This window comes from Streptomyces sp. NPDC040589 (assembly GCF_055594445.1).
Map to the genome: position 1 here is coordinate 155117 of NZ_JBVIWP010000001.1, position 23759 is coordinate 178875.

At 70.2% G+C, this 23759-nt stretch carries 20 protein-coding genes; 4 read left to right on the plus strand and 16 right to left on the minus strand.

All coding sequences use genetic code 11. The annotated features are described in order from the left end of the window. Positions 1-4 precede the first annotated feature (4 nt). The 3 genes from ACZ58V_RS00655 to nsdA all read right to left on the minus strand — a co-directional run bounded on the left by ACZ58V_RS00655 (position 5) and on the right by nsdA (position 3517). Positions 5-343 carry a P-II family nitrogen regulator gene (locus ACZ58V_RS00655; RefSeq protein WP_030231663.1) on the minus strand — a complete coding sequence of 113 codons (339 nt, stop codon included), beginning with the start codon at positions 341-343 and terminating at the stop codon, positions 5-7. Next, positions 340-1683 (minus strand): ammonium transporter, encoded by a 1344-nt coding sequence (locus ACZ58V_RS00660; RefSeq protein ID WP_468195037.1) that lies wholly within the window; start codon positions 1681-1683, stop codon positions 340-342. The genes ACZ58V_RS00655 and ACZ58V_RS00660 overlap by 4 nt, the downstream gene beginning before the upstream one ends. A 340-nt stretch (positions 1684-2023) precedes the next feature. Next, a complete protein-coding gene (nsdA, locus tag ACZ58V_RS00665; RefSeq protein ID WP_468195034.1) occupies positions 2024-3517 on the minus strand; it encodes a transcriptional repressor NsdA in 1494 nt (497 codons plus the stop codon). A gap of 446 nt (positions 3518-3963) precedes the next feature. Here nsdA and ACZ58V_RS00670 point away from each other — a divergent pair, with 446 nt between their 5' ends. Next, complete coding sequence (locus ACZ58V_RS00670) at positions 3964-4629, plus strand: bifunctional DNA primase/polymerase (protein WP_468195031.1); 666 nt, start codon at positions 3964-3966, stop codon at positions 4627-4629. Between the two features lie 110 nt (positions 4630-4739). Here the strand turns inward: ACZ58V_RS00670 and ftsY are convergent, their stop codons facing one another. Beyond that, entirely contained in the window at positions 4740-5939 is a 1200-nt protein-coding gene (gene ftsY / locus ACZ58V_RS00675; protein ID WP_468195028.1) for a signal recognition particle-docking protein FtsY, read from the minus strand. Between the two features lie 150 nt (positions 5940-6089). Here ftsY and ACZ58V_RS00680 point away from each other — a divergent pair, with 150 nt between their 5' ends. Then, positions 6090-7061, plus strand: coding sequence for an LLM class flavin-dependent oxidoreductase (locus ACZ58V_RS00680; protein ID WP_468195025.1), 972 nt, complete (start codon positions 6090-6092; stop codon positions 7059-7061). A 224-nt stretch (positions 7062-7285) separates the two neighbouring features. Here ACZ58V_RS00680 and ACZ58V_RS00685 read toward each other — a convergent pair whose 3' ends face one another. The 4 genes from ACZ58V_RS00685 to ACZ58V_RS00700 all read right to left on the minus strand — a co-directional run bounded on the left by ACZ58V_RS00685 (position 7286) and on the right by ACZ58V_RS00700 (position 13582). Next, positions 7286-8704 (minus strand): sugar porter family MFS transporter, encoded by a 1419-nt coding sequence (locus ACZ58V_RS00685; protein ID WP_468195021.1) that lies wholly within the window; start codon positions 8702-8704, stop codon positions 7286-7288. A 223-nt stretch (positions 8705-8927) separates the two neighbouring features. Continuing rightward, the gene (gene smc / locus ACZ58V_RS00690; protein WP_471287737.1) at positions 8928-12506 is read right to left on the minus strand and encodes a chromosome segregation protein SMC; all 3579 of its coding nucleotides are present in this window, start codon (positions 12504-12506) and stop codon (positions 8928-8930) included. A gap of 210 nt (positions 12507-12716) precedes the next feature. After that, complete coding sequence (locus tag ACZ58V_RS00695) at positions 12717-12920, minus strand: hypothetical protein (RefSeq protein ID WP_030852030.1); 204 nt, start codon at positions 12918-12920, stop codon at positions 12717-12719. A 380-nt stretch (positions 12921-13300) separates the two neighbouring features. Then, complete coding sequence (locus ACZ58V_RS00700; protein WP_189727968.1) at positions 13301-13582, minus strand: acylphosphatase; 282 nt, start codon at positions 13580-13582, stop codon at positions 13301-13303. Positions 13583-13744: 162 nt separating this feature from the next. Here ACZ58V_RS00700 and ACZ58V_RS00705 point away from each other — a divergent pair, with 162 nt between their 5' ends. Further along, on the plus strand, positions 13745-14893 hold the full coding sequence (locus ACZ58V_RS00705) for a CAP domain-containing protein (RefSeq protein ID WP_471287739.1): 1149 nt from the start codon (positions 13745-13747) through the stop codon (positions 14891-14893). Positions 14894-14962: 69 nt separating this feature from the next. Then, positions 14963-15361: a winged helix-turn-helix transcriptional regulator gene (locus ACZ58V_RS00710; RefSeq protein ID WP_468195011.1), complete on the plus strand. Its 399-nt coding sequence runs from the start codon at positions 14963-14965 to the stop codon at positions 15359-15361. On the opposite strand, the gene mutM is transcribed toward ACZ58V_RS00710, so the two are convergent. From mutM to ACZ58V_RS00750, 8 genes are all read right to left on the minus strand, one after another. Continuing rightward, entirely contained in the window at positions 15351-16211 is an 861-nt protein-coding gene (mutM, locus tag ACZ58V_RS00715; protein ID WP_468195008.1) for a bifunctional DNA-formamidopyrimidine glycosylase/DNA-(apurinic or apyrimidinic site) lyase, read from the minus strand. The two genes, ACZ58V_RS00710 and mutM, sit on opposite strands and share 11 nt — an antisense overlap. A 75-nt stretch (positions 16212-16286) precedes the next feature. Further along, positions 16287-17081, minus strand: a complete 795-nt coding sequence (gene rnc / locus ACZ58V_RS00720) for a ribonuclease III (protein WP_468195310.1) — start codon at positions 17079-17081, stop codon at positions 16287-16289. A 19-nt stretch (positions 17082-17100) separates the two neighbouring features. Then, a complete protein-coding gene (rpmF, locus tag ACZ58V_RS00725) occupies positions 17101-17274 on the minus strand; it encodes a 50S ribosomal protein L32 (RefSeq protein WP_003951102.1) in 174 nt (57 codons plus the stop codon). Between the two features lie 2 nt (positions 17275-17276). Further along, complete coding sequence (locus ACZ58V_RS00730) at positions 17277-17921, minus strand: YceD family protein (protein ID WP_468195005.1); 645 nt, start codon at positions 17919-17921, stop codon at positions 17277-17279. Positions 17922-18049: 128 nt separating this feature from the next. After that, positions 18050-19144, minus strand: a complete 1095-nt coding sequence (locus ACZ58V_RS00735; protein ID WP_468195002.1) for an ATP synthase F0 subunit B — start codon at positions 19142-19144, stop codon at positions 18050-18052. Between the two features lie 70 nt (positions 19145-19214). Then, positions 19215-19694 (minus strand): pantetheine-phosphate adenylyltransferase, encoded by a 480-nt coding sequence (coaD, locus tag ACZ58V_RS00740; RefSeq protein ID WP_189728227.1) that lies wholly within the window; start codon positions 19692-19694, stop codon positions 19215-19217. Positions 19695-19720: 26 nt separating this feature from the next. Beyond that, positions 19721-20308, minus strand: coding sequence for a 16S rRNA (guanine(966)-N(2))-methyltransferase RsmD (rsmD, locus tag ACZ58V_RS00745; protein ID WP_468194999.1), 588 nt, complete (start codon positions 20306-20308; stop codon positions 19721-19723). 80 nt (positions 20309-20388) lie between these two features. Beyond that, positions 20389-23631 (minus strand): helicase-related protein, encoded by a 3243-nt coding sequence (locus ACZ58V_RS00750; protein WP_471287741.1) that lies wholly within the window; start codon positions 23629-23631, stop codon positions 20389-20391. Positions 23632-23759: the final 128 nt, after the last annotated feature.

Genomic DNA, 23759 nt, shown 5'->3' on the forward strand with positions numbered 1-23759 from the left:
GTCCTCAGAGCGCGTCGGGGCCGCGCTCGCCGGTCCGGACCCGTACGGCCGTCTCGACCGGGATGGACCAGACCTTGCCGTCACCGATCTTGCCGGTGCGGGCGGCCTTGACCACGACATCGATCAGCTGCTCGGCGTCGTCGTCCTCGACCAGGACCTCGATGCGGATCTTGGGGACCAGGTCGACGGTGTACTCGGCACCGCGGTAGACCTCGGTGTGGCCCCGCTGACGACCGTAGCCGCTGGCCTCGGTGACCGTCAGGCCGTGGACTCCGAAGGCCTGCAGGGCCTCCTTGATCTCGTCGAGCCGGTGCGGCTTCACGACGGCGGTGATGAGCTTCATGCGTCCACCTTCTTGCTCGCGGCCGCGGCGACCGGGGCCGTGACGGCGGTCTTGGCGGCGCCGCCACCGGCGCCGCTGAAGTCGTATGCGGTCTCGGCGTGCTCGGCCTGGTCGATACCGGCGACCTCCTCGTCCTCGGAGACCCGCATACCGATGGTCTTGTGGAGGATGAAGGCGAGGATCGCGGAGACGATCAGGGAGTAGGCGAGCACACCGCCGACACCGGCGAGCTGCTTCCACAGCTGGTCGAACTTGTGGTCGCCGTAGAACACGCCCGTGGCGTCGGACTGGCCCTTGCCGCTGGCGAAGAAGCCGATCAGGATCGAGCCGACCACACCACCGACGAGGTGGACACCCACGACGTCGAGCGAGTCGTCGTAGCCGAACTTGTACTTCAGGCCGACGGCCATGGCGCACAGGACACCGGCGATGGCACCGACGGCGATCGCGCCGAGCGGGGTCACAGCGCCACCGGCCGGGGTGATGGCGACCAGGCCCGCGACGGCGCCGGAGGCGGCGCCCAGCGTGGTGAACGCGCCGTGCCGGATCTTCTCGTAGGCGAGCCAGGCCAGCATGGCCGCGGCGGTGGCGATCTGCGTGTTGACGAACATCAGGGAGCCGACGCCGTCGTCGTTGCCGAGCCACGAACCCGCGTTGAACCCGAACCAGCCGAACCACAGGAGCCCCGCGCCGAGCATGACCAGCGGGAGGCTGTGCGGACGCATCGGGTCCCGCTTGAAGCCGACCCGCTTGCCGATGACGAGGATCACGCCGAGCGCCGCGGCACCCGCGTTGATGTGGACCGCGGTACCACCGGCGAAGTCGATCACGCCCATGTCGAAGGCCCAGCCGCCCTCGCCCCAGACCCAGTGGGCGACGGGGAAGTAGACGATCGTGGCCCACAGCGCGATGAACAGCGCCCAGGCGGAGAACTTCACACGGTCCGCGAGAGCACCGCTGATCAGGGCGGGCGTGATGATCGCGAACATCAGCTGGAAGACGAAGAAGACCAGCAGCGGGATGTTGTACGTCCCCCACAGCTCGCCCTTGTCGACACCGCTGAGGCCGACCCAGTCGGAGTTCCAGCCGATGAGGTGGCCGGAGTCGGTACCGAAGGCGAGGGAGAACCCGAACAGCAACCACAGGATGGTGACGATCCCGAGGCTGATGAAGCTCATCATCAGCATGTTCAGGGTGCTCTTGACGCGGACCATGCCTCCGTAGAAGAAGGCCAGACCCGGGGTCATGAGCATCACCAGGGCGGAACAGATGAGCATGAACCCTGTGTTGGCGGCAGACAGCTTGGGTGCTTCTGCGGCAAGGGTGATGGCTGGTGCCATCGGCGTCTCCTCGTCGTTGGTACGGCCCCGTGCGGGCGAAGCCTCGAGCGGAATGAGGGGCGGGCCGGTTATGCGCCACGAGATTGGCGCAGCGCGGTTTCGGTGGAAGCCCCTCGTTGTTTCGCGACCGTGACGAAGGCGCGTTCTGTGTTACGCGTCGATGAACTGCCGGATTGCGGGCGCGCCGATCGTTATCGTGGCGCAACCTTCGGTCCCGCTGTCTTCAGGACACACAGGCCGGCCGCGGTCGACCTTCCGATGACCTGGCATGGGGGAGCCGAGTCGGGCAGTTCGGGAGGGCCGGCCGCGGCCGGGGTTCATTGGTCTCGGAAGGTGGCGGTCAGACCGCCTCGGCGGCCTCGGGCAGCTCGACGGCGAGCCGCTCGGTGAGGTCGACGACCTCGCCGAGGTCGCCGAAGTCCCGCGCGGCCGTGTCGACCGTCTTTCGGATACGAGTGTTGACCCGCTCGGAGCGGACCTTCTTGGCCACCTGCATGGCTTGGGCGGCGAAGACCGTGCTCTGCTCGGCCTCGCGCCGGAGGAGGTGCACGGTGGCCATGCCGATCAGGTTGAGCGCATACGACCTCTGGTGCTCGCCGTCCTCGGCGAAGAGCTCCACGGCCCGCTCCATCAGGGGCTCGGCCAGCGAGGCGTACGTCGGGCTGCGGCCGGCGACATAGGCCAGGTCGCGGTACGAGTGGGAGTTCTCGCCGTACAGCTCGGCCTCGGAGAAGAAGCGGATCCAGTCGGGGTCCGGCTCGTCCCACTCGCCGGCGTCGGCGAAGGTGTCCTCGGCCATCCGGACCGCCCGCTTGCACTTGCCGGGCTGTCCCATGTTGGCGTAGGCGCGGGCCTCCATCGCATACAGCATCGACTGGGTGCGCGGGCTCGCGCAGTCGCGGCTGCCGTACTGCGCGAGGTGGATCAGCTCCAGCGCGTCGTCGGGCCGCCCGAGGTGGATCATCTGCCGGCTCATGCTGGACAGCACATAGGAGCCGAGGGGCCGGTCGCCGGCCTCCTTCGCGGCGTGCAGCGCGAGGACGAAGTACTTCTGCGCGGTCGGCTGGAGCCCGATGTCGTACGACATCCAGCCGGCCAGCTCGGCGAGTTCGGCGGCGACCTTGAACAGCCGCCGGGTGGTGGCCTCGGGCTGGGGCTCCTGGAGCAGGTCCGTCACCTCGTGCAGCTGACCGACGACCGCCTTGCGGCGCAGGCCGCCGCCGCACTGGGCGTCCCACTGCCGGAACATCACGGTCGTGGACTCCAGGAGGTCCAGCTCCGGTTTGGAGAGCCGGCCACGGGCCCGCCCGGAGGAGCCGGACTCGGGCTCCGACCGCTGGGCCGGGGGCGAGGGGACGAGCCAGCGCTGCATGGGCTCGATGAGGGCCGGGCCCGCAGACAGGACCAGCGAGCTCCCGAGGAAGCCGCGCCGCGCCAGCATCAGGTCGCTGCGCGAGAACTCGCTGAGCAGGGCCACGGTCTGCGGGCCCGTCCAGGGCAGGTCGACGCCGGTCGCGGAGGGTGACTGGCGCGCGGTGCGCAGCCCCAGGTCCTCGACGGAGACGACGACACCGAAACGCTCCGAGAACAGCTCGGACAGGATCCTGGGGATCGGCTCGCGGGGGTTCTCGCCGTCGAGCCAGCGGCGGACGCGCGAGGTGTCCGTGGAGATGTGGTTGGCGCCCAGCTGGCGTGCCCGGCGGTTGACCTGGCGGGCGAGCTCGCCCTTGGACCAGCCGCTGCGCACGAACCAGGAGGTGAGCAGCTCGTTCTGGCGCTTGTCAGCGTGCGTCGCGCTCGCAGCGTTCGTTCCGCTTCCGCCGTTGCCGCTCACTGGAACGCCCCCATCCCTGAGACCACTTGTCGCCGAGTGCGCCAAGCCCTATCAGCATGCCGGTTCGTACGGCCCTCCGTCCGGTCCTTGTCACCCATCGAACGGAATACCGACTTGCCTCCGGCATACCCACGAGTGCATGTGCCCCCAGGACTCGTGCACACAAAGTAATCCTACGATCACCCGTCCAGCCACGGCTCACACGGAAACGCCACCATTCGCCACCCCTTCGAATGAACTCACGTACGCCTCCTCGCGATTCACTTGACACTGCACAACCAGGAGCGGGTGCAGCGATGCACTGAGGGGCGCGTGTCGTCGGGCACACCACCCTGGGCACTTCCGGGCGCTGACTGAACGGACCGCCGCTCGGGAAGGCGGAAACAGAGAGTCACGCAAGGCGACCGCTGCGTAACCACCGGTGCGTCGGACCCGTTGGAGGGGGCATGGGCTTCACGATCGGCATCAGCCGGGGCATGCGCGACATCCGGTCCGGGTCGCGCCGCCGCGGCCGCACGTCGGACGGCATCGCCGTGGCCGAGTACACCGGACTGTGGGGCTGGGACGTGGTGCCGGGAGCCCGGGCCTCGGCGGGCGCCTGCTCCTGCGGCCGCCGCGACTGCCCGGCGCCGGGCGCGCATCCGCTGGACTTCGCGCCGGTGATCCCCGCCGGGGCGACTCTGGACGACGTGACCGAGACCTGGGGCGAGTTCCCCGGCGCCTCGGTGATGCTGCCGGTCGGCCAGGCGTTCGACGTCATCGAGGTGGCCGAACCCGCCGGCTGCCGTGCGCTGGCCCGGCTGGAGCGCATGGGCCTGCCCGTCGGCCCGGTCGCGGCGACCCCGGACGGCCGCGCCCACTTCTTCGTCGCCCCCGGCGCCGCCGCCGATCTGCCCGGCCTGCTCTACCGCATGGGCTGGGACGACCCGGCCTCCCTCGACCTGCGCGGCCTCGGCCCCGGTACGCACATCACGGCACCGCCCTCCGACCGCGGCGGTCTCGGCCCGGTGCGCTGGCTGCGTTCCCCCGCCCTGGACTCGGCGTCCAGGGCACCGGAGGCCCGCCTGGTGCTGGGCACGCTGGCGTATGTGGCACATCGGTCACGGGCCTAGCCACAACACAGGCGTACACGGCGAAGCGCCCGTCCCGACGGTGTATCGGGGCGGGCGCTTCGTGAGCACATACGGATATCCGGAGGTCGCTCCTCGGCTGTGTCCGGAGCTCACTCCCCGATAAGGGCGTCAACGAACGCCTCCGGCTCGAACGGCGCCAGGTCGTCCGCGCCCTCGCCGAGCCCGACGAGCTTGACCGGAACGCCCAGCTCGCGCTGGACCGCGACCACGATGCCGCCCTTGGCCGTGCCGTCCAGCTTGGTGAGCACGATGCCTGTGATGTCGACGACCTCGGCGAAGACCCGGGCCTGGACCAGGCCGTTCTGGCCGGTGGTGGCGTCGAGCACGAGCAGCACCTCGTCCACCGGGGCGTGCTTCTCCACGACCCGCTTGACCTTGCCGAGCTCGTCCATCAGGCCGGTCTTGGTGTGCAGGCGGCCGGCGGTGTCGATGAGCACGACGTTCGCGCCCATCTCCTTGCCCTCCTTGACCGCGTCGAAGGCGACGGAGGCCGGGTCGCCGGCCTCCGGTCCGCGCACGGTGTGGGCCCCGACGCGCTCGCCCCAGGTCTGGAGCTGGTCGGCGGCGGCGGCCCGGAAGGTGTCGGCGGCGCCCAGGACCACGCTCTGGCCGTCCGCGACCAGGACGCGGGCCAGCTTGCCGGTGGTGGTGGTCTTGCCGGTGCCGTTGACCCCGACGACCATCACGATGCCCGGCTTGCGGTCCTCCGGCTCGGTCTTGACCACGCGGTCCATGTCGCGGCCGACCAGTGTGAGCAGTTCCTCGCGCAGCAGGGTGCGCAGTTCGACGGGGGTGCGGGTGCCGAGCACCTTGACGCGCTCGCGCAGGCGCTCGACCAGTTCCTGGGTGGGCTGCACGCCGACGTCGGCGGTGAGCAGCGTGTCCTCGATCTCCTCCCAGGTGTCCTCGTCGAGGTGCTCGCGCGACAGCAGCGTGAGCAGCCCCTGGCCGAGGGCGTTCTGCGAACGGGAGAGACGGGCTCGCAGCCGGACCAGGCGGCCCGCGGTGGGCTCCGGGATCTCGATCTCGGGAGCTTCGGCGGGCGGCTCCTCGACGGTGACGGGAGCCGAGCCGTCCGGGAGATCCACCTCCTCTATCGTGCGCCGCGGTTCCTCCCGCGGCGTCTCGGCCTCGTCGCCGACGTGCGGCTCGGCCGGTGGGGCGGTGATGTCGGGCGTTGCGGGCGGGGGCGGGGGCAGCTGCTTCTTGCGCCGGCTGCCGACGATGAGCCCGCCGAGCGCGCCGAGCACGACCACGGCGATGACTACAGCAAGGATGACGATGTCCATAACGCGTCCAGTATCAGCCATGGGCCCCCGGGTCACCCCGCTTGTGCGTCCCGCGAGGCCGAGGGCCGCCGGATCTCCACACCCCTGGATGTCTGACGCTCCGTCAGCTAACGTCCCCCGGACACCCGCCCGGTGGAGGGAGACGTCCCCATGCCCGTCACGGTCGCACGTTTCAACCTGGTCGCTCCGGGGGCCTCCCCCGCCGAGCTCGGCGCCCGTTACCGGGCGGCCCTGGAGATGGCCTCGTACGCCGACGACCGGGGCGTCACCACCGTGCAGACGGAGGAGCACCACGGAGCCGACAACAACTGGCTGCCGTCGCCGTTCGCTTTCGCGGGGGCCGTCTTCGGTGCGACCCGGCGTGTCGCGGTCACCGTCTCGGCGGTGATCGGCCCGCTGCACGACCCGCTGCGGCTGGCCGAGGAGATCGCCGTGCTGGACCTGCTGAGCGGCGGCCGGCTGGTCACGGTCGCCGGGATCGGGTACCGGCCGGAGGAGTACGACCTGTTCGGCGTGGACTTCGCCCGGCGCGGCCGGCTCCAGGACGAGCTGCTGGAGACCCTGCTGAAGGCGTGGACGGGCGAGCCCTTCGCCTACCGGGGCCGCACGGTCCGCATCACCCCGCGCCCGTACACCGACCCGCACCCGCTGCTCCTGGCCGGCGGCTCCTCCAAGGCCGCCGCCCGCCGGGCCGCCCGGCTCGGCCTGCCCTTCTTCCCCAGCGCGCATCTGCCGGAGCTGGAGGCGTACTACAAGGACCGGCTCGCCGAGTACGGCACCGAGGGCTGGGTCATGATGCCCGCCGCCGAGACACCCCTGCTGCACCTGGCCGAGGACCCGGACCGGGCCTGGGCGGAGTACGGCAGGCACTTCCTGCACGAGGCACGGACGTACGCCTCCTGGCAGTCGAGCGGGGTGCGCTCGGCGGTGAAGTCGGCCGCGACGACGGTCGGGGAACTGCGCGCCGAGGGCGTGTACCGCATCCTCACGCCCGACGCGTGCGCGGATCTGGGCCTGGACTCCTATGTGCTCCATCCGCTGGCGGGCGGGATGCCGGTGGAGGAGGGGTGGCGGAGTCTGCGGCTGTTCTGCGAGCGGGTGCTGCCGGGGCTGGGGAGCTGACGTTCACGTGGGCGGTCCGCCTTGGCCCTCGGTGATCCACTGATGGCTGGAGGCGGTGCGCACGCTGGGTGCCCGGTTCCTTCCCGCGCCGGCCGGCGCGTCTTCGTCTGGTGACACGACAGACCGCCGCCCCGGCTCGGGCAGTGGCCGAACCGGGGCGGCGGCGGGTTACGGGGAGAGGGGCAGCGGGGACTTTGGCCCTTCTCCCCGAGTGCGGGGCGGGCTCAGCCCATCTCCTCCAGGGCCTTGCCCTTCGTCTCGCTGACGAACTTCAGGATGAACGGGATGGAGAGCGCGGCGAAGGCCGTGTAGATCACGTACGTCACGGAGAGGTTCCACTCGGCCAGCGACGGGAAGCTCGCGGTGATGGCCCAGTTGGCGATCCACTGCGCGGCGGCGGCCACGCCCAGGGCGGCGGCGCGGATCCGGTTGGGGAACATCTCGCCGAGCATGACCCAGACGACCACACCCCAGGACAGGGCGAAGAAGAGGACGAAGACATGCGCGGCGATCAGGGCGATCCAGCCCTGCGCCGCCGGCAGGGTGCCGTCGACCAGGGGGTGCGAGAACGCCCAGGCCTCCAGCGCCAGGCCGACGACCATGCCGACGGAGCCGATGATCGCGAGGGGCTTGCGGCCGATGCGGTCGACGAAGATCATCGCGATGACGGTGCCGACGATGTTGATGATCGACGTGGTGAAGGAGTAGAAGAACGAGTCCGCCGGGTCGACGCCGACCGACTGCCACAGCGTCGAGGAGTAGTAGAACGCGACGTTGATGCCGACGAACTGCTGGAAGACCGACAGGCCGATACCGATCCAGACGATCGGCTTGAAGAAGAAGCTCCCGCCGAGCAGATCCTTGAAGCTGGACTTGTGCTCGCTGGTCATCGCGTGCTCGATCTCGGCGACGCGGGCGTCCAGGTCGATGTCCTTGCCCTCGACCTCGGTGAGGATCTCCCGGGCGCGCTCGTGCTTGCCGACGGAGATCAGGAAGCGCGGGGACTCGGGGATCGCGAAGGAGAGCAGGCCGTACAGGACGGCCGGAATGACCATGACGCCGAGCATGACCTGCCAGGCCTCCAGGCCCATCAGCTTGCCGCGCTGATCGCCGTCGGCTGCGTTCAGCAGACCCCAGTTGACCAGCTGCGACACGGCGATGCCGATGACGATCGCGGCCTGCTGGAAGGAGCCGAGCCGGCCGCGGTAGGCGGGCGGGGCGACCTCGGCGATGTAGGCCGGGCCGATCACGGAGGCCATGCCGATGGCGAAGCCGCCGACGACGCGCCAGAAGGCGAGGTCCCACAGGGCGAAGGGGAGCGCGGAGCCGACGGCGCTGATCGTGAAGAGGACCGCGGCGATCTGCATGCACCGGATACGGCCGATGCGGTCGGCTATCCGGCCGGCGGTCGCGGCGCCGATGGCGCAGCCGATGAGGGCGACGGCGATGACCTGGGCGAGGGCTGCGGAGCCGATGTCGTAGCGGCCTCGGATGGCCTCGACCGCACCGTTGATCACGGAACTGTCGTAGCCGAAGAGGAAACCGCCCATCGCGGCCGCCGCCGCGATGAAGATGACGTGCCCGAGATGTTCGGGGTGAGCCGTCCTGGCTCCGGACTTGGGTGCCTGCGCTGTGCTGGTCACGTGTACTCCTCGGGCCACCGGCAACGCTGCCGGAGGGAATCAGCCCTTCGAGGTGCCACCTGAAGGTACCTGAAGGTAAAAGGAACGTTGCCGAGACTATGCCTTCAAGTTTCGAAGTCAATAGGTCGCGAGACGTGAATCTGCGTCAGGAGTGTGGGGGCGATGTGTTCAAGAATTGAAGCCATCGAGCGTCGCAGGTGAGACAGGTGTATGCAGCATCCATCTAGCGCAGGCGCTGGCTGATGACCTTCGACACACCGTCGCCCTGCATGGAGACGCCGTACAGCGCGTCGGCGACCTCCATCGTGCGCTTCTGATGGGTGATCACGATCAGCTGCGAGGCCTCCTGCAGCTCCTGCATGATCCGGATGAGCCGCTGGAGGTTGGTGTCGTCGAGGGCGGCCTCGACCTCGTCCATGACGTAGAACGGGCTGGGCCGCGCCTTGAAGATCGACACGAGCAGCGCCACGGCGGTCAGCGACCGCTCCCCGCCCGAGAGCAGCGACAGCCGCTTGACCTTCTTGCCCGGCGGCCGGGCCTCGACGTCCACGCCCGTGGTGAGCATGTTGTCGGGGTCGGTCAGGATCAGCCGCCCGTCCCCACCGGGGAACAGCCGGCTGAAGACGCCCTCGAACTCCCGGGCCGTGTCCCGGTAGGCCTCGGTGAAGACCTGCTCGACGCGCTCGTCGACCTCCTTCACCACCTGCAGGAGGTCCGCCCGCGTCTTCTTCAGGTCCTCGAGCTGCTCGCTGAGGAACTGGTGGCGTTCCTCCAGTGCCGCGAACTCCTCGAGGGCGAGCGGGTTCACCTTGCCGAGCTGCTGATAGGCACGCTCGGCCGACTTCAGGCGCTTCTCCTGCTCGGACCGGACGAACGGCTTCGGCCGGTTGCGCGGGTGCTCCGGGTCCTCCGGCAGCTCCTCGCCCTCGGCGGGGGGCGAGGGCGGCACGAGCTGGTGCGGTCCGTACTCCGCCACCAGTCCGGCCGGTTCGACACCCAGCTCCTCCAGCGCCTTCGTCTCCAGCTGCTCGATCCGCAGCCGCTTCTCGGCGCCGAGTACCTCGCCTCGGTGGACCGAATCCGTCAACTTGTCGAGCTCGGCCTTGAGATCGCGTCCCTCAGTGCGGGCGCGGGCGAGTTCCTGCTCGCGGCGGGCCTTGGCGGCCTCGGCGGCGGTGCGCTCCTCGTCGGCGCGGGCCAGGGAGACCTCGACGTGCGCGAGCAGCTGCCGTGCGCCCGAGCCGACGGCCTCGGCGACGGCGGCCTCGTGCCGCAGCCGGGCCCGCCGCTGCTCCGCACGCGCGCGTGCCTCCCGTTCCGCGCGGGCGGCCCGGTCGAGCGACTCGGCCCGTCCGGCCAGGCCCTTGACCCGCTCCTCGTGCGTACGGGCCTGGAGGCGGGCCTCCATCTCGGTCTGGCGGGCGTTGGCACCGTCGGCGGCGAGCCGGTCCCGTGCGGAGGTGTCGGGCTCCTCCTCGATCGGCATCTCCTCGGCGACGGTGAGTCGCTCGGCGAGTTCCTCGACCTCGGCGAGGGCCTTGTCGAGGGCTTCCTGCGCCCGTGCTGCGGCGGCCGTGGACCGCTCGGCCTCCCCCGCCGCGCCCCGGGCCTGCCCGGCGAGCCGGCCGAGCTGCTGGGCGACGGACGACTTCTCGCGGTCCGCGGCCCGGCGCCGCTCCCCCACGTCCTCGACGAGCGCGGCGCACTCCTTGCGCCGTTCGACGGCCTCGTGCTGGTCCTCGGTCAGCTCCTCGCAGCGCACCGCCAGCTCTTCCAGCTCGGCGGCGGCCTCGTCGACGGAGGCCTGCACTTCGAGGAGGCTGGGGGCGCCGGCGGAGCCGCCGTGGGCGAAGTGTGCGCCGAGGAGGTCGCCTTCGGAGGTGACGGCGGTGAGGTCGGGGTGGGTGTAGACGAGGTCTTCTGCGTCTTCGAGGGTGTCGACTACGACGATGCCGTGGAGGAGCCGTCGTACGGCGGGCATCAGCTCGGCGGGGCCCCGGACCAGGTCGGCAGCGAAGATTCGTCGTTCGTCCGCGGGTTCGTCGGGGCTGGTCGCGCAGTTCCCCGCGCCCACAGGGCGAGGATCTCCTGCCAAGAGCAGAGTCGCCCTGCCTCCGTCCTGTTTGCGGAGGAGTCTGATGGCGTCGGCCGCTGATGCCGGGGTCGTGACCGCGATGGCGTCCGCAGCCGCCCCGAACGCAGCCGCGAGGGCGACCTCGTATCCCGGGGTCACCGTCAGGAGTTCCGCCGCCGGGCCGAGCAGGCCGGAGAGGCGGTCCTTCGCCGCGAGCAGTATTCCGGTGCCGTCCTTGCGGCGCAGGCCCATGGCCAGGGCCTCGTGGCGAGCCTGGGTCGCGGCGCGCTTGCGTTCCGCCGTCGTGGCGGCCTCGCGGGCTGCTGTGAGGGCGGACTCGGCGTCGGCGAGCCGCTGCTTCGCGGCCTCGTGCTGTTCGGCGAGTTCGGCGTCGCCGGCGTCGAGGCCGTCGACCTCGGCCTTGAGTGCCTCGTACTCCTCCTGCGCGGCGACGGCCCGCTCCTGTGCCTCGTCACGGGCGGCGGCCAGGCGTTCGATCTCGGCCTGGGCGGAGGCCGCGCGCGAGCGGGCCGCGTTGACCTGGCCGCTGAGCCGGGCCAGTCCCTCGCGCCGGTCGGCGATGGCGCGGGCGGCGTCCTTCAGGCGCCGTTCCTCCTCGGTCAGCGCGCGCTCCAGCTCGGCGCGGTGGGCGACCGTGTCCTCCAGGGCGCGTTCGGCCGCCTCCAGGGCCGCCTCCAGCTCGGCCTCCTGCTCGCGGATGCGGGCGGCCTCGCGCTCCATTTCCTCGGGGTCGCGGCCGCGCCGCTCCTCGGGGGGCGCGGAGGTGGCGCTCTTCACGCGGGCGTCGGCCAGCGAGATCGTGCCGCGCACCCGCTCGGCGAGCTGGGAGAGCTCGTACCAGGTCTGCTGGGCGCGCTGGAGGCGCGGGGTGAGCTGCCGTACCTCGTCCTCCAGGAGTGCCTCGCGCTGGAGCGCCTTGCGCAGCTCCTGCTCGGCGGCCTCCTTGCGCCCCTTCAGCGCGGCCTCGTCGGCGACCTCGGCGTTGAGGGCTTCCTTCAGCCGTACGAGGTCGTCGGCCAGCAGCCGCAGACGGGCGTCGCGCAGATCGGCCTGGATGACGGCGGCCCGGCGGGCGACGGCAGCCTGGCGGCCGAGGGGCTTGAGCTGGCGTCGGAGTTCGTCGGTGAGATCCTGCACGCGCGCGAGGTTGGCCTGCATCGCGTCCAGCTTGCGCAGCGCCTTCTCCTTGCGCTTGCGGTGCTTGAGGACGCCGGCGGCCTCCTCGATGAAGGCGCGGCGGCCCATGGGGTCGGCGTGCAGCACGGAGTCGAGCTGGCCCTGCCCGACGATGACGTGCATCTCTCGGCCGATGCCGGAGTCGGAGAGGAGTTCCTGGATGTCGAGGAGGCGGCAGGTGTCGCCGTTGATCTGGTACTCGCTGCCGCCGTTGCGGAACATGATCCGCGTGATGGTGACCTCGGCGTACTCGATGGGCAGGGCCCCGTCGGAGTTGTCGATGGTCAGGGACACCTCGGCGCGGCCCAGCGGAGGTCGGCCGGTGGTGCCGGCGAAGATGACGTCCTCCATCTTGCCGCCGCGCAGCGATTTGGCGCCCTGCTCGCCCATGACCCAGCTGAGCGCGTCCACGACGTTGGACTTGCCCGAGCCGTTCGGTCCTACGACGCACGTGATCCCCGGCTCGAACCGGAGTGTGGTCGCCGAGGCGAACGACTTGAACCCGCGGAGGGTCAGGGCCTTGAGGTGCACGCCGCCGGACTCTACCGCCCGGGTTCGTCTCACTCCATGAACCCACGGTTTCGCCGCTGAACGCGCAGGGCACACCACACGTTAAAGACGGTGAAAGGATGCGGGGGAAAGAAAGAAGGGACGCCGATGGCGTCCCTTGCACTTCTGACAACTTAGCGGTTATGACGGGCGGCCCAACCACTGCTGTGCTGTTGTGGAGCGATGCAGTGATCAGGTGAGCGCAGGCTCCGCCTGGTGTGCGTCAACGCTCTCCATGATCCTGTCGTGAGAAGCGGCAGCCGTCAGCGCCTCGTTCTCGGCCTGGATCCGTCCGAGCTCGGATTCCAGGTCCTGGACGCGCTGCTGGAGCCGTCGCATCTCGGCGAGGAGTCGAGGGTCGGAGCCGCCGACGTAACCGAGAAGCGCCTTTGCCATGATGGATGGTCCTCCACAATGCGTGACCGACCGATGCGGTGTGGGTCGTGAGGGATTCGCACCCGCGATGCTTGGCAGGGCCTGGAGTTGTACCGCCGTTCAGCCATGCCAAACAGCTAAGGTGCGCGGGGCTTTCAGCGTCTCACCAAAAAGTTTGACGGTCAACACGATCACGCCCCGTATTGGGGGCCGACCGGGCGCGCGCGGCCTGATACGGCGGCGCTGCGGCTTCTGCGGGGCCCTCGGGGCGTGTCGATCATCCTTGCGTGCGGAGCCTGCCAAGGCAAGCGATTCTTGGCAATCACCAGCCACTTTCCGTCCGCGGCGGCCATCGGCGGCCTGCCGGAGGGCGCCCCTGAGGCCCGCCCTCCGACGCGGGATCAGCGAATGGCGAAGCCGTCGTAGCCGCCGCGAGGTGTGTCCCAGATCTCGGTGACGCCGTCCACACGGCCGGGCGTGTCGTCACCCTCGAGCCACTCCAGCAAGCCTTCACAACCCTCTCGCGCGCCCTCCGCGACCACTTGGACCCGGCCGTCGCCCAAATTGAGAGCAAAACCACTCAGGCCGCCGATCTCCAGGGCCTTGGCCCGCGTGAACCAGCGGAAACCCACACCTTGGACGCGTCCACGCACCCAGGCGACCAGTCGCACATCCTCGCTCATGACTGCAACCTAACCGCCCAATCTCCCTCGGGGTCACTTCCTCCACTTGCACCATGCGGTACCGTCCCCACCCAACGAATCTCATATGAAACTCACACCATCGAGTGAGTTTGGTGTTGATCTCGAGGACGAGTCGACCGCCAGGACGAGGAAGGCCAGAACATGGGACGCCACCGTCGCTCCGACGCCGGCCGCGCCGCCACGGGCAGCGCCACGGGGATCATGCAGGCCGACGGCGCCGCGGAGGGCCACGATCCGCTGTACGGCGGGGAAGACGGCCCGACCATGGGCATCGCGCCCTATCTGAACCCGGAGGCGTACGCCGACACGTACGCCCGGAGCGAGGCCTACCTGTTCGAGACGGAGGCCACCGCGGCGGGTGACGGCGGGTACGCCGCCATTCCCCGCCAGCGGACCGCCGAGACGGCGGTCTTCGCGAGCGACGGCTTCACTCCCGAGGGCGGCACCCGGCGTGCGGGCTCGCACCGCCGCCGCAAGAAGGCCGCACGGCCGATGCGCACGGGCCTGCTCGGGGTGTCCGCGGCGGTCGCCATCGGTACGGTCGCGGTGGCCACGGGCGCGGTTCCCGGCCTCGAGAACTACAAGCTCGGCGGCGACGGCGGCGCCGACAAGGTGCAGGCCGCGGACACGCCGACCAACACCCCGAGCGAGCAGGGCGGCACCTCCGGCAGCGCCGACGGCCGGGGCGGCACGCCCACGAGCCGGGACGCCGAGCGCTCCCTGTCGCCGTCGCCGTCCGCCTCGACGTCGTCGGCCGCGCCGACGAAGACGCCCGAGAAGCCGGAGAAGACGCAGGAGAAGACGCCGGAGAAGAAGCCGGCCGCGACCCCCAGCAGGAAGCCGGAGAACACGCCCTCCCGTACGGCCGCGCAGGCACCCGAGAAGCCCAGCGCCCCCGCAGCCCTCTCCGAGGAGTCCGCCGCCGCGGCCCAGGTGCTCAAACTCGTGAACGAGGAGCGGGCCAAGGTGGGCTGCAGCGCGCTCGCCGCGAACAGCGCGCTGACCGAGCTGGCGCAGAACTACAGCGAGGACATGCGCGCCCGGGGCTTCTTCGACCACACCGACCCCGACGGCAAGACGCCGTGGGACCGGGCCGAGGCCGCCGGGATATCCAACCTCGGCGGGGAGAACATAGCCCGCGGCCAGGCGGACGCCGCGGCCGTGATGGACGCCTGGATGAACAGCCCCGGCCACCGCGCCAACATACTGAACTGCGATTTCAAGACGCTGGGCGTCGGTGTCGAGCTCGGCTCGGGCGGCCCGTGGTGGACCCAGAACTTCGGCTACTAGACCCTCTCGACACTAACCCACAGTTAGCGCAATCTGTTGGCCAGCGCTGTGCTGGCGTACGCTGGGGGGATGACCACCACCCAGGAGTTCACGGAGGGGCTGGACGACCTTCCGTACAGCGTGTTCGCCAAGGCCTGCCCTTCGCGTGGCACGCTCGAGCACGTCACGGGCCGCTGGGGCGGGCTCGCGCTGACCGCTCTGTTCGAGGGGTCGCTGCGCTTCAACGAGCTGCGCCGCCGGGTCGACGGTGTGAGCGAGAAGATGCTGTCCCAGACGCTGCACGCGCTGGAGCGCGACGGCCTGGTCCACCGCGAGGCCCAGCCGACCAACCCGCCCCGTGTGGACTACGAGCTGACGCCGCTGGGACGCGGAGTGGCCGAGCGCCTGCTCGCCCTGATCCACTTCGTGGAGGGCAGCATGGACGACGTCCTGGCCGCGCGCGAGCGGTACGACTCCGCTAGGGCGTGATCCGCGGCGGCCGCTGGCACTTCGGGCAGTAGTAGCTCGACCGGTTCATCCAGGGCCGCCGGCGCATCGGCGTGCCGCAGCGCCGACAGGGCAGGCCCTCGCGGCCGTACGCGTCGAGCGACCGGTCGAAGTAGCCCGACTCGCCGTTGACGTTGACGTAGAGGCTGTCGAAGCTGGTGCCGCCCACCGCGAGGGCGGAGTTCATCACGTCCCGCACATGGCCCAGCAGCGACAGCGTGCGCGGACGGGTGAAGGTCGCGGTCGGGCGCTCGTAGTGGACGCGGGCGCGCCACAGGGCCTCGTCCGCGTAGATGTTGCCGACGCCGCTGATCAGCGACTGGTCGAGCAGGGCCCGCTTGATCGTGGACCGCTTGCGGCGCAGCGCGCCGTGGAAGGCCTCTTCGTCGAAGAGCGGGTCGAGCGGGTCGCGGGCGATGTGCGCGATGACGTCGGGCAGGCCCTCGGGGGTGTTGTCGTGCAGCGACAGCCCGCCGAAGGTGCGCTGGTCGACGAAGCGGAGTTCGGTGTCCAGGGCGTCGGTGAAGCGGGCGCGGATGCGCAGGTGCTTCTCGTCGGGAGCCGTGCGCGGCTGCACCAGCAGCTGGCCGCTCATGCCGAGGTGGGCCAGGATCGACTGGTCCGTGTCCTCCAACGGCAGCCACAGGTACTTGCCCCGGCGGCTGGGCGTGCCGATGCGATGACCCTTCAGACGGTCCGCGAAGTCGTCGCCGCCGGCGAGATGGCGGCGTACCGCGCGCGGGTGCAGCACCTCGACCTCGGCGACGGTCCGGTGGGCGACCCACCGCTCCAGGCCGCGCCGTACGACCTCGACCTCGGGCAACTCGGGCATTCGCTCCCCCGGTGTACGAGCCGAGCGCCCGCCCCCGGGCAGGGGCGGGCGCTCGGGTGCGCTGTTTCTGTTCGGTCAGGCGGACGCCGGCTCGGGGCCGGCACTCTCGTCGGCGGCTGCCTGCTGGGCGGCCGCCTCCTTGGCACGCTCGTCCGCGGCGGCCTTGATGGCCCGCCATGCGGATTCCGCGGCCTGCTGCTCCGCCTCCTTCTTGCTGCGGCCGGTGCCGGTGCCGTACGAGACGCCTCCGACGCGGGCGGCAGCAGTGAAGGTCTTCTCGTGGTCGGGGCCGGTCTCCGTGACCAGGTACTCGGGCACGCCGAGCCCCTCGGTCGCGGTGAGCTCCTGGAGACTGGTCTTCCAGTCCAGGCCGGCTCCGAGGTTCGAGGACTTCTCGATCAGGGGGTCGAACAGGCGGTGCACGAGCTCCGCCGCGGACTCCAGTCCCTGGTCGAGATAGACCGCACCGATCACCGCTTCAAGGGTGTCGGCGAGGATGGACGCCTTGTCCCGGCCGCCCGTTCCCTCTTCACCGCGGCCGAGCCGGATGAAGGAGCCCAGGTCGAGCCCACGGCCCACCTCCGCCAGCGCACGCGAGTTGACCACCGCGGCCCGCAACTTGGCCAGCTGGCCTTCGGGCAGGTCGGGGTGGGTTCGGTACAGCGTGTCCGTGACCACGAGGCCGAGCACGGAGTCCCCGAGGAACTCCAGGCGCTCGTTGGTCGGCAGACCGCCGTTCTCGTACGCGTAGGAACGGTGGGTCAGCGCACGCACCAGAAGGGCGGACTCGAGCTTGTACCCGAGCCGCCCTTCCAACAGCGTGTGGGACGAGGCCTGGTTGTCCGCAGAGGTTTTCTTCGGCGTGGACACAGTGCCTCTCACCAGCCGCTCAGACCTCGAGGACCTGGCGCTTGTTGTAGGTGCCGCAAGACGGGCACGCGATGTGCTGCTGCTTGGGCTCGTGGCAGCGCTCGCACGCAACCAGGGTGGGGACCGCAGCCTTCCACTGCGACCGGCGGTGGCGCGTGTTGCTGCGCGACATCTTCCGCTTCGGAACAGCCACGGCTACTTCTCCTGCTTCTCGTCGACGCCCGGTTCGGCGCCGCTCATCTCGTCCTTCTCGCCGTCCTTCATGGTGCCGGCGAGTCCCTGCAAAGCCGCCCAACGGATGTCGACGGCGTCGTGGTGGTGGTCCGGGTCGTCCGCCAGTCGCACACCGCACTCGGCGCACAGACCAGGGCAGTCTTCCTGGCACACCGGCTGCATCGGCAGTGCGAGCACCACCGCATCACGCAGCACGGACTCGAGGTCGAACAAGCCGTCCTCGAGGAAGAGCCTGTCCTCGTCGTCCTCGGCGTCGTCGCCCGGTTCCGCGATCACACGGCCCCGGTCGTCGGCGTCAGGGTACGAGAACATCTCCTGGAATTCCGCTTCGACGTCGAGCTGAAGCGGCTCCAGACACCTTACGCACTCCCCCTCGGCCCCGGCACGGGCGGTGCCTGTGACAAGCACCCCTTCCATGACCGACTCCAGGCGGAGTTCGAGTTCCACCGGGGCGCCTTCCGGCACTCCGATGACTCCCTTGATACCGAAGTCCTTGGGAGCGTCGACCGTGCGGGTCAGGCGCTGCAGCGCACCGGGCCGCCGGCCCAGCTCGTGCGTGTCGAACACGAGGGGGTTGCGGTGGTCGAGGCGGGCGTTCAGAGCCATTCCTGCTTTCGATCTTGCGAGCTGAGAGGGTTGCCGCCCTTCGGTGTTCCGGGCAGCGTGGATCGCGGACGTTCGCGCGACCGAAGAGCCAGGATACTGGACCTTTCGCTGTCGGCCCAATCCGGTGCTCAGCCGTTGCCGCGACCCTGCTCATAGGCCCTCAGCTGCTCGGCGCTGATCATGCCGGTGTCGAAGAGGCTGGTCTCGTCGAGGGCGTATCCCTGCTGGCCCTGGTGCCCCTGCTGGGCTTGTTGCGCCTGCTGGGCTTGTTGCGCCTGCTGGGCCTGCTGGGCCTGGTTCGGGTCGTACGCGGCCTGCTGGGCGTCGTAGCCCTGGTAGCCATAGGGATCGGCCTGCTGATAGCCGTACGGGTCCTGCTGGGCGGCGTAGGCCTGCTGCTGGTAGCCGCCGCCGTAGGGGTCGGGCTGCTGCTGATAGCCATAGGCCGGCTGCGGCTGTCCGTAGTCCTGCTGCTGGGCGGGCTGCTCGGCCGGGGGCTTCTGCTCCGCGAGGGCGGCCAGGTCGGCGAGGTAGTCGGCGTCACTGGAGTGCTGGACCGTGCTGAGGTCGTCGGCGAGGGCGCCGAGGTCGTCGCTGGCGATACGGCCGTGCAGCTTCTGCCGGCCGCGGCCGACGGCCTCCAGGGTCTTGGCGAGGACCGCCTCGAAGGAGCCGAGCTTGGCGTGGACGTACTCGTCGGCGGTACGGCGCAGGGTCTCCGGGTCGTGGCTGCGCTCGGGGGCGTCCTCGTCCTCGTAGCCCTGGTCGTCGACGCCGGGGCCGGTACCGAGGAGCTTCTCGCGGCCGCGGCCGACGGAGCCGAGGGTCTTGGTGAGGACGACCTCGAAGTTGGCGAGCTTGGAGTCGACGTAGTCGTCGGCCTCGGCGCGGACCTCCTCGGCCTCCTGGCGGGCCTCGGCGAGGATCCGGTCGGCCTCGGCCTGGGAACGGCGGGCGACCTCGGTGTCGGAGATCAGGGAGCCGCGCTCGGCGTGCGCCTGCCCGATGATCCGCTCGGCCTCCTGGCGGGCGTGCTCGACCATCTGCTCGCGGCCGCCGATCAGCTCCTGGGCCTGGGCGAGCGAGTCGGGCAGCGCCGCGCGCACCTCTTCCAGCAGCGAGAGCAGTTCGGCGCGGTTGACCACGCACGACGCCGACATGGGCATGGACCGGGCGCCGGAGACCGCGGAGACGATCTCGTCGAGCTTCTTCTGCACGTCCACGGTGTGCTCGCCACTCTCTACGGATGCGTTGGAGACGGACGGGACGACTGTAGTCCCATCAGCAGTCTCATCAGTCCTTGCGCAGACGCTCGTTGAGGACCTGGAGGACTTCCGCCGGGACCAGGTGGGAGACGTCCCCGCCCCAGGTGGCGACCTCCTTGACCAGGGAGGACGACAGGAAGCTGTAGGTGGGGTTGGTGGGGATGAAGAGGGTCTCCACGCCCGAGAGGCCGTTGTTCATCTGGGCCATCTGCAGCTCGTAGTCGAAGTCGCTGACCGCGCGCAGGCCCTTGACGATGGCGGGGATGTCGCGCTGCTTGCAGAAGTCGACGAGCAGGCCGTGGAATGCCTCCACACGGACGTTCCCGTACTCGGCGGTGACCCGGCGGATCAGGTCGATCCGCTCCTCGATCTCGAACAGGCCCTTCTTGGCCTGGTTGATCATCACCGCGACGTAGACCTCGTCGTACAGCCTGGAGGCGCGGGAGATGATGTCGAGGTGTCCGTTGGTGATCGGGTCGAACGACCCGGGACAGACGGCGCGGCGCACTTGTGTTCCCTCGCTCTCCGGTCCGGTCATCGTGCGTCTTCGCACGTAGAGGCGGCGCGACCGTACCAAAACGTTCCCTCGCCGTAGCGACGGGCCCGGAGGGCTTCGAAACCCTCGGGCCACCGGAATTCACCACCCCTGGTGCTGCGCTCCACGGTGACGAGGGCTTCTTCGGCGAGCCAGCCCTCGGTGCGGAGTGTGAGGAGGATCTCGCGAAGATCGTCGTCCGTGACGGCGTACGGGGGGTCGAGGAAGACGAGGTCGTAGGGCTCGCCGGGGGGCGGCGTACGGATGATCTGTTCAGCTTTGCCCGATCTGACCTCGGCGCCGGGGAGGCCGAGGGACTTCACGTTCTCGCGGACCGTGCGGGTCGCTCGGGCGTCGGCCTCGACGAGGAGGGTGTGGGAGGCGCCTCGGGAGAGGGCCTCCAGGCCTACGGCTCCGGAGCCGGCGTAGAGGTCGAGGACGCGTTCGCCGTCCAGGGGGCCGCCCAGGAGGGATTGCCAGGTGGAGAACAGGCCCTCTCGGGCGCGGTCCGATGTGGGGCGGGTTCCTGTGCCTGGCGGGACGGCCAGGCGGCGTCCGCCGGCCCGGCCGGCGATCACGCGCGTCATCTGTGGTCCTTGGTCGTGGGCGGCTTCAGGTATCAGTGTGGCTGGTCGCGCAGTTCCCCGCGCCCCTGAGTTGGCATCCCTCACCCCTTTTCCAAGTACTGCTCCCTCTCCTCGTCCAAGAGGGCGTCCAGAGCAGTCCGCAGTGCCGGGAGGTTCGTCAGCTCCGGGTCCCTGGCCACGACAGTCGTCGCCTCCTCCCGGGCCTGCGCGATGATCTCCTCGTCCTCGATGACGGCGAGCATCCGCAGGCTGGTGCGGGCACCCGACTGGGCCTGGCCGAGGACGTCACCTTCGCGGCGTTGTTCCAGGTCGATGCGGGAGAGCTCGAAGCCGTCGAGGGTGGCGGCGACGGCGTTCAGGCGCTGGCGGGCCGCGCTCGCCTCGGGCATCTCGCTGACCAGGAGGCACAGGCCGGGCGCCGAGCCACGGCCGACGCGGCCGCGCAGCTGGTGGAGCTGGGAGACGCCGAAGCGGTCGGCGTCCATGATCACCATCACGGTGGCGTTGGGGACGTTGACACCGACCTCGATGACCGTCGTGGCGACCAGGACGTCGGTCTCCCCCGCGGCGAAGCGGCGCATGACCGCGTCTTTGTCGTCGGGTTGCATACGGCCGTGCAGGACCTCCACCTTGAGGCCGCTCAGCGGGCCCTTGGAGAGCTGGTCCGCCACGTCGAGGACGGCGAGGGGCGGGCGCTTCTCCGCGGCGTCCTCCGGGGACTCGGAGGACTTCTTCTTCCCGGACTTCTTGGGGTCGTCCTCCTCGTCCCCGATGCGTGGGCAGACGACGTACGCCTGATGGCCGTTGCCCACTTCCTCGCGGACCCGTTCCCACGCTCGGGCCAGGAAGTGGGGCTTGTCGGCGGCCGGGACGACATGGCTGGCGATCGGCGAGCGGCCGGCCGGGAGCTGGTCGAGGACGGAGGTCTCCAGGTCGCCGAAGACCGTCATGGCCACCGTGCGCGGGATGGGCGTGGCGGTCATGACCAGGAGGTGCGGGGGCTGTTTGCCCTTGCCGCGCAGGGCGTCGCGCTGCTCGACGCCGAAGCGGTGCTGTTCGTCGACCACGACCAGGCCCAGGTCGTGGAACCGCACCTTGTCCTCGATCAGCGCGTGCGTGCCGATGACGACACCGGCCTCGCCGGTGGTGAGGTCGAGCAGGGCGTGGCGGCGGGCGGCCGCCCCCATGGACCCGGTGAGCAGCACCACCTTGGTGGCCCGCTCGGCCCCGCCCAGCATGCCGCCCTCGGCCAGCTCGCCCATCATCTCCACGACGGACCTGTGGTGCTGCTGGGCGAGCACCTCGGTGGGCGCGAGCATGGCGGCCTGCCCGCCGGCGTCGACCACGGCGAGCATGGCGCGCAGGGCGACCATCGTGTTGTGGGTGACGGTGAAGTTGTCGGTGATGTAGGCATGGCTCGGGTGGGCGACGCTGATGCACTGGACGGGCTTCCGTCCCACGTATTCGACCGCCCGGATGCCGCGCCGGAACGTGTTGTACTTCGGCCTTGCGCGCACGCGTTCGGCCTTGCGGGTGAGCCGGAACGGGGCGTATTCGTCCGGCAGGGCCACGGACACGTCGTACGCGGCCTTCTTCGGGAGTACCCGCGCCCGGCCGCCCAGAGACCGCACGAGCCAGGCAACGTCCTCCGCGAGCCGGCGCGAAGCCGAGCAGAGGGAGATGCTCAGGCCGTCGGCCTGGATGGTGCCGTCCGTGTCCAGAAGCCCTTGCAGCAGGGCGAGACGGTCCTTGACCGGCCTGTTCTTGAAGTCGTCCGGGACAAACTTGCCGTGGGATGTCGCTCCCCAGAGGCCCCACTCCCGCAAGGCCTGGATTACGGGGTTGCGCACGCCTCCTGCACGCCGCGATAGCTGGATTGTGTAGTCACAGCGCGATCCCTTCACCGGTACCAGCCGGCATTCGGGCGCCACTGCCGTAGCTACCGCGTCACGGATCTCGTCATCGATGATGGAAAGGCGGAGATTGTGCCGGAACGAGCCGTCTCCCAGCAGCAGACCGAACAGGTACGGGTCGAGGGGCAGCCCGGAGTCGCCGCCCAGATCGACCGGCTTCGCCGCTGGGATGTACCACTTCGACGACCCGTTGGCCTTGAACGTGTCGAGACGGATCTCCCGGGTCGTCATGACCTTGGGAGCTTGGCCGCGGTGCCACCCGCAGCTCGTACCGACGATCCAGAGGTGCTCGTCGTCGCACTCGACGGAACTCCCGTCGGACAGAACCAGGCGCCACACATCACGCTCCCCCTGGGGGAAGACGCCGTCGATCAGCGTGATGTCCCCGTCCGGCACCACCACCTCGTCGCCCACCCGTAGGTCTCCCATGGGACGGAAGCCCGTGGGTGTGAGCACCAGTGAGTCAAGCGGCTGTGCCTTTCCCGAACCGACCTCCCCCTGGAGCAGCCGGTGCATCGGATGGTCGGTGGCCAGGTCGTCGAAGATCTCCCTGGAGACGCGCTGCTGGCCGTCCGTGAGGGTGAAGGGGAGGCGGGCGTCGAAGGAGGCGAGGAGGCCGTCGGGGGTGGGCTTGCGGGGCACCGCCGGGAGTTGGGCGTCCGCGTGGCGGCGGCGGGCGAGGGCGACCTGGAGGACGAAGGCCTCGTCCCACTTGAGGCGGGCGCGGGCGTCCTCGATGTCCGCCTTGGTGTGCGGGCGGTGGATCTTCAGCAGCGCCTCGGGGAGGGGGACCATGCCGCGGCCCTGGCGCAGGGAGTCCGGCAGCGGGTCGACGGCCTCCTGGGCCGTGGGCAGGACCGTCTGGAGCGCCTTGCCGATCTTCCAGGACTCCAGCTTGGCGGTGGCGGGGTAGATCGGGATCAGGGCGCCCGCCCAGGTCTCGATGGATTCATCCGGGTCGCCGCGCAGCAACTCGTAGGCCGGGTGGGCGAGTTGGAGGCGGCGGTTGAAGACGGAGACCTTGCCCGCGAACATCGCGCGCGTGCCCGGCAGCAGCTCCTTGTGGGGCTTGTGAACACCGGCGCCGAAGAAGACCAGTTGGAGGCGGCCGCTGCCGTCGGTGATGGTGACTTCGAGGCGCTGGCCCTTGCCACGCGGGGCCTTGGCGGAGGCGAAGCTGTGCAGGCGGGCGTCGGCCACCTGGGCGACCACCGTGACGTGCTCGTCCATGGGGAGGTCGGCGAGGTGGGTGAGCTGGCCGCGCTCCTCGTATCTGCGCGGGTAATGGTGGAGCAGGTCGCCGACGGTGAGCAGGCCGAGGTGCTCGGCCATCACCTTCGCGGTGGCGGGGCCGAGCACCGACTTCAGCGGTTGTCGCAGGGGTTCTTCCAGTGCGGGCACGAGATCCATTGCACACCACGCCACTGACAATGCTGTAGAGGCCGCGGCGGACGTTGCCGTATACGTCCCGGAAATCCCTGGTCAGACGGCTGGTTCGGGCCTTAGGATGGCGCGCTCCCGGCCCTTCTTCGCGGTCA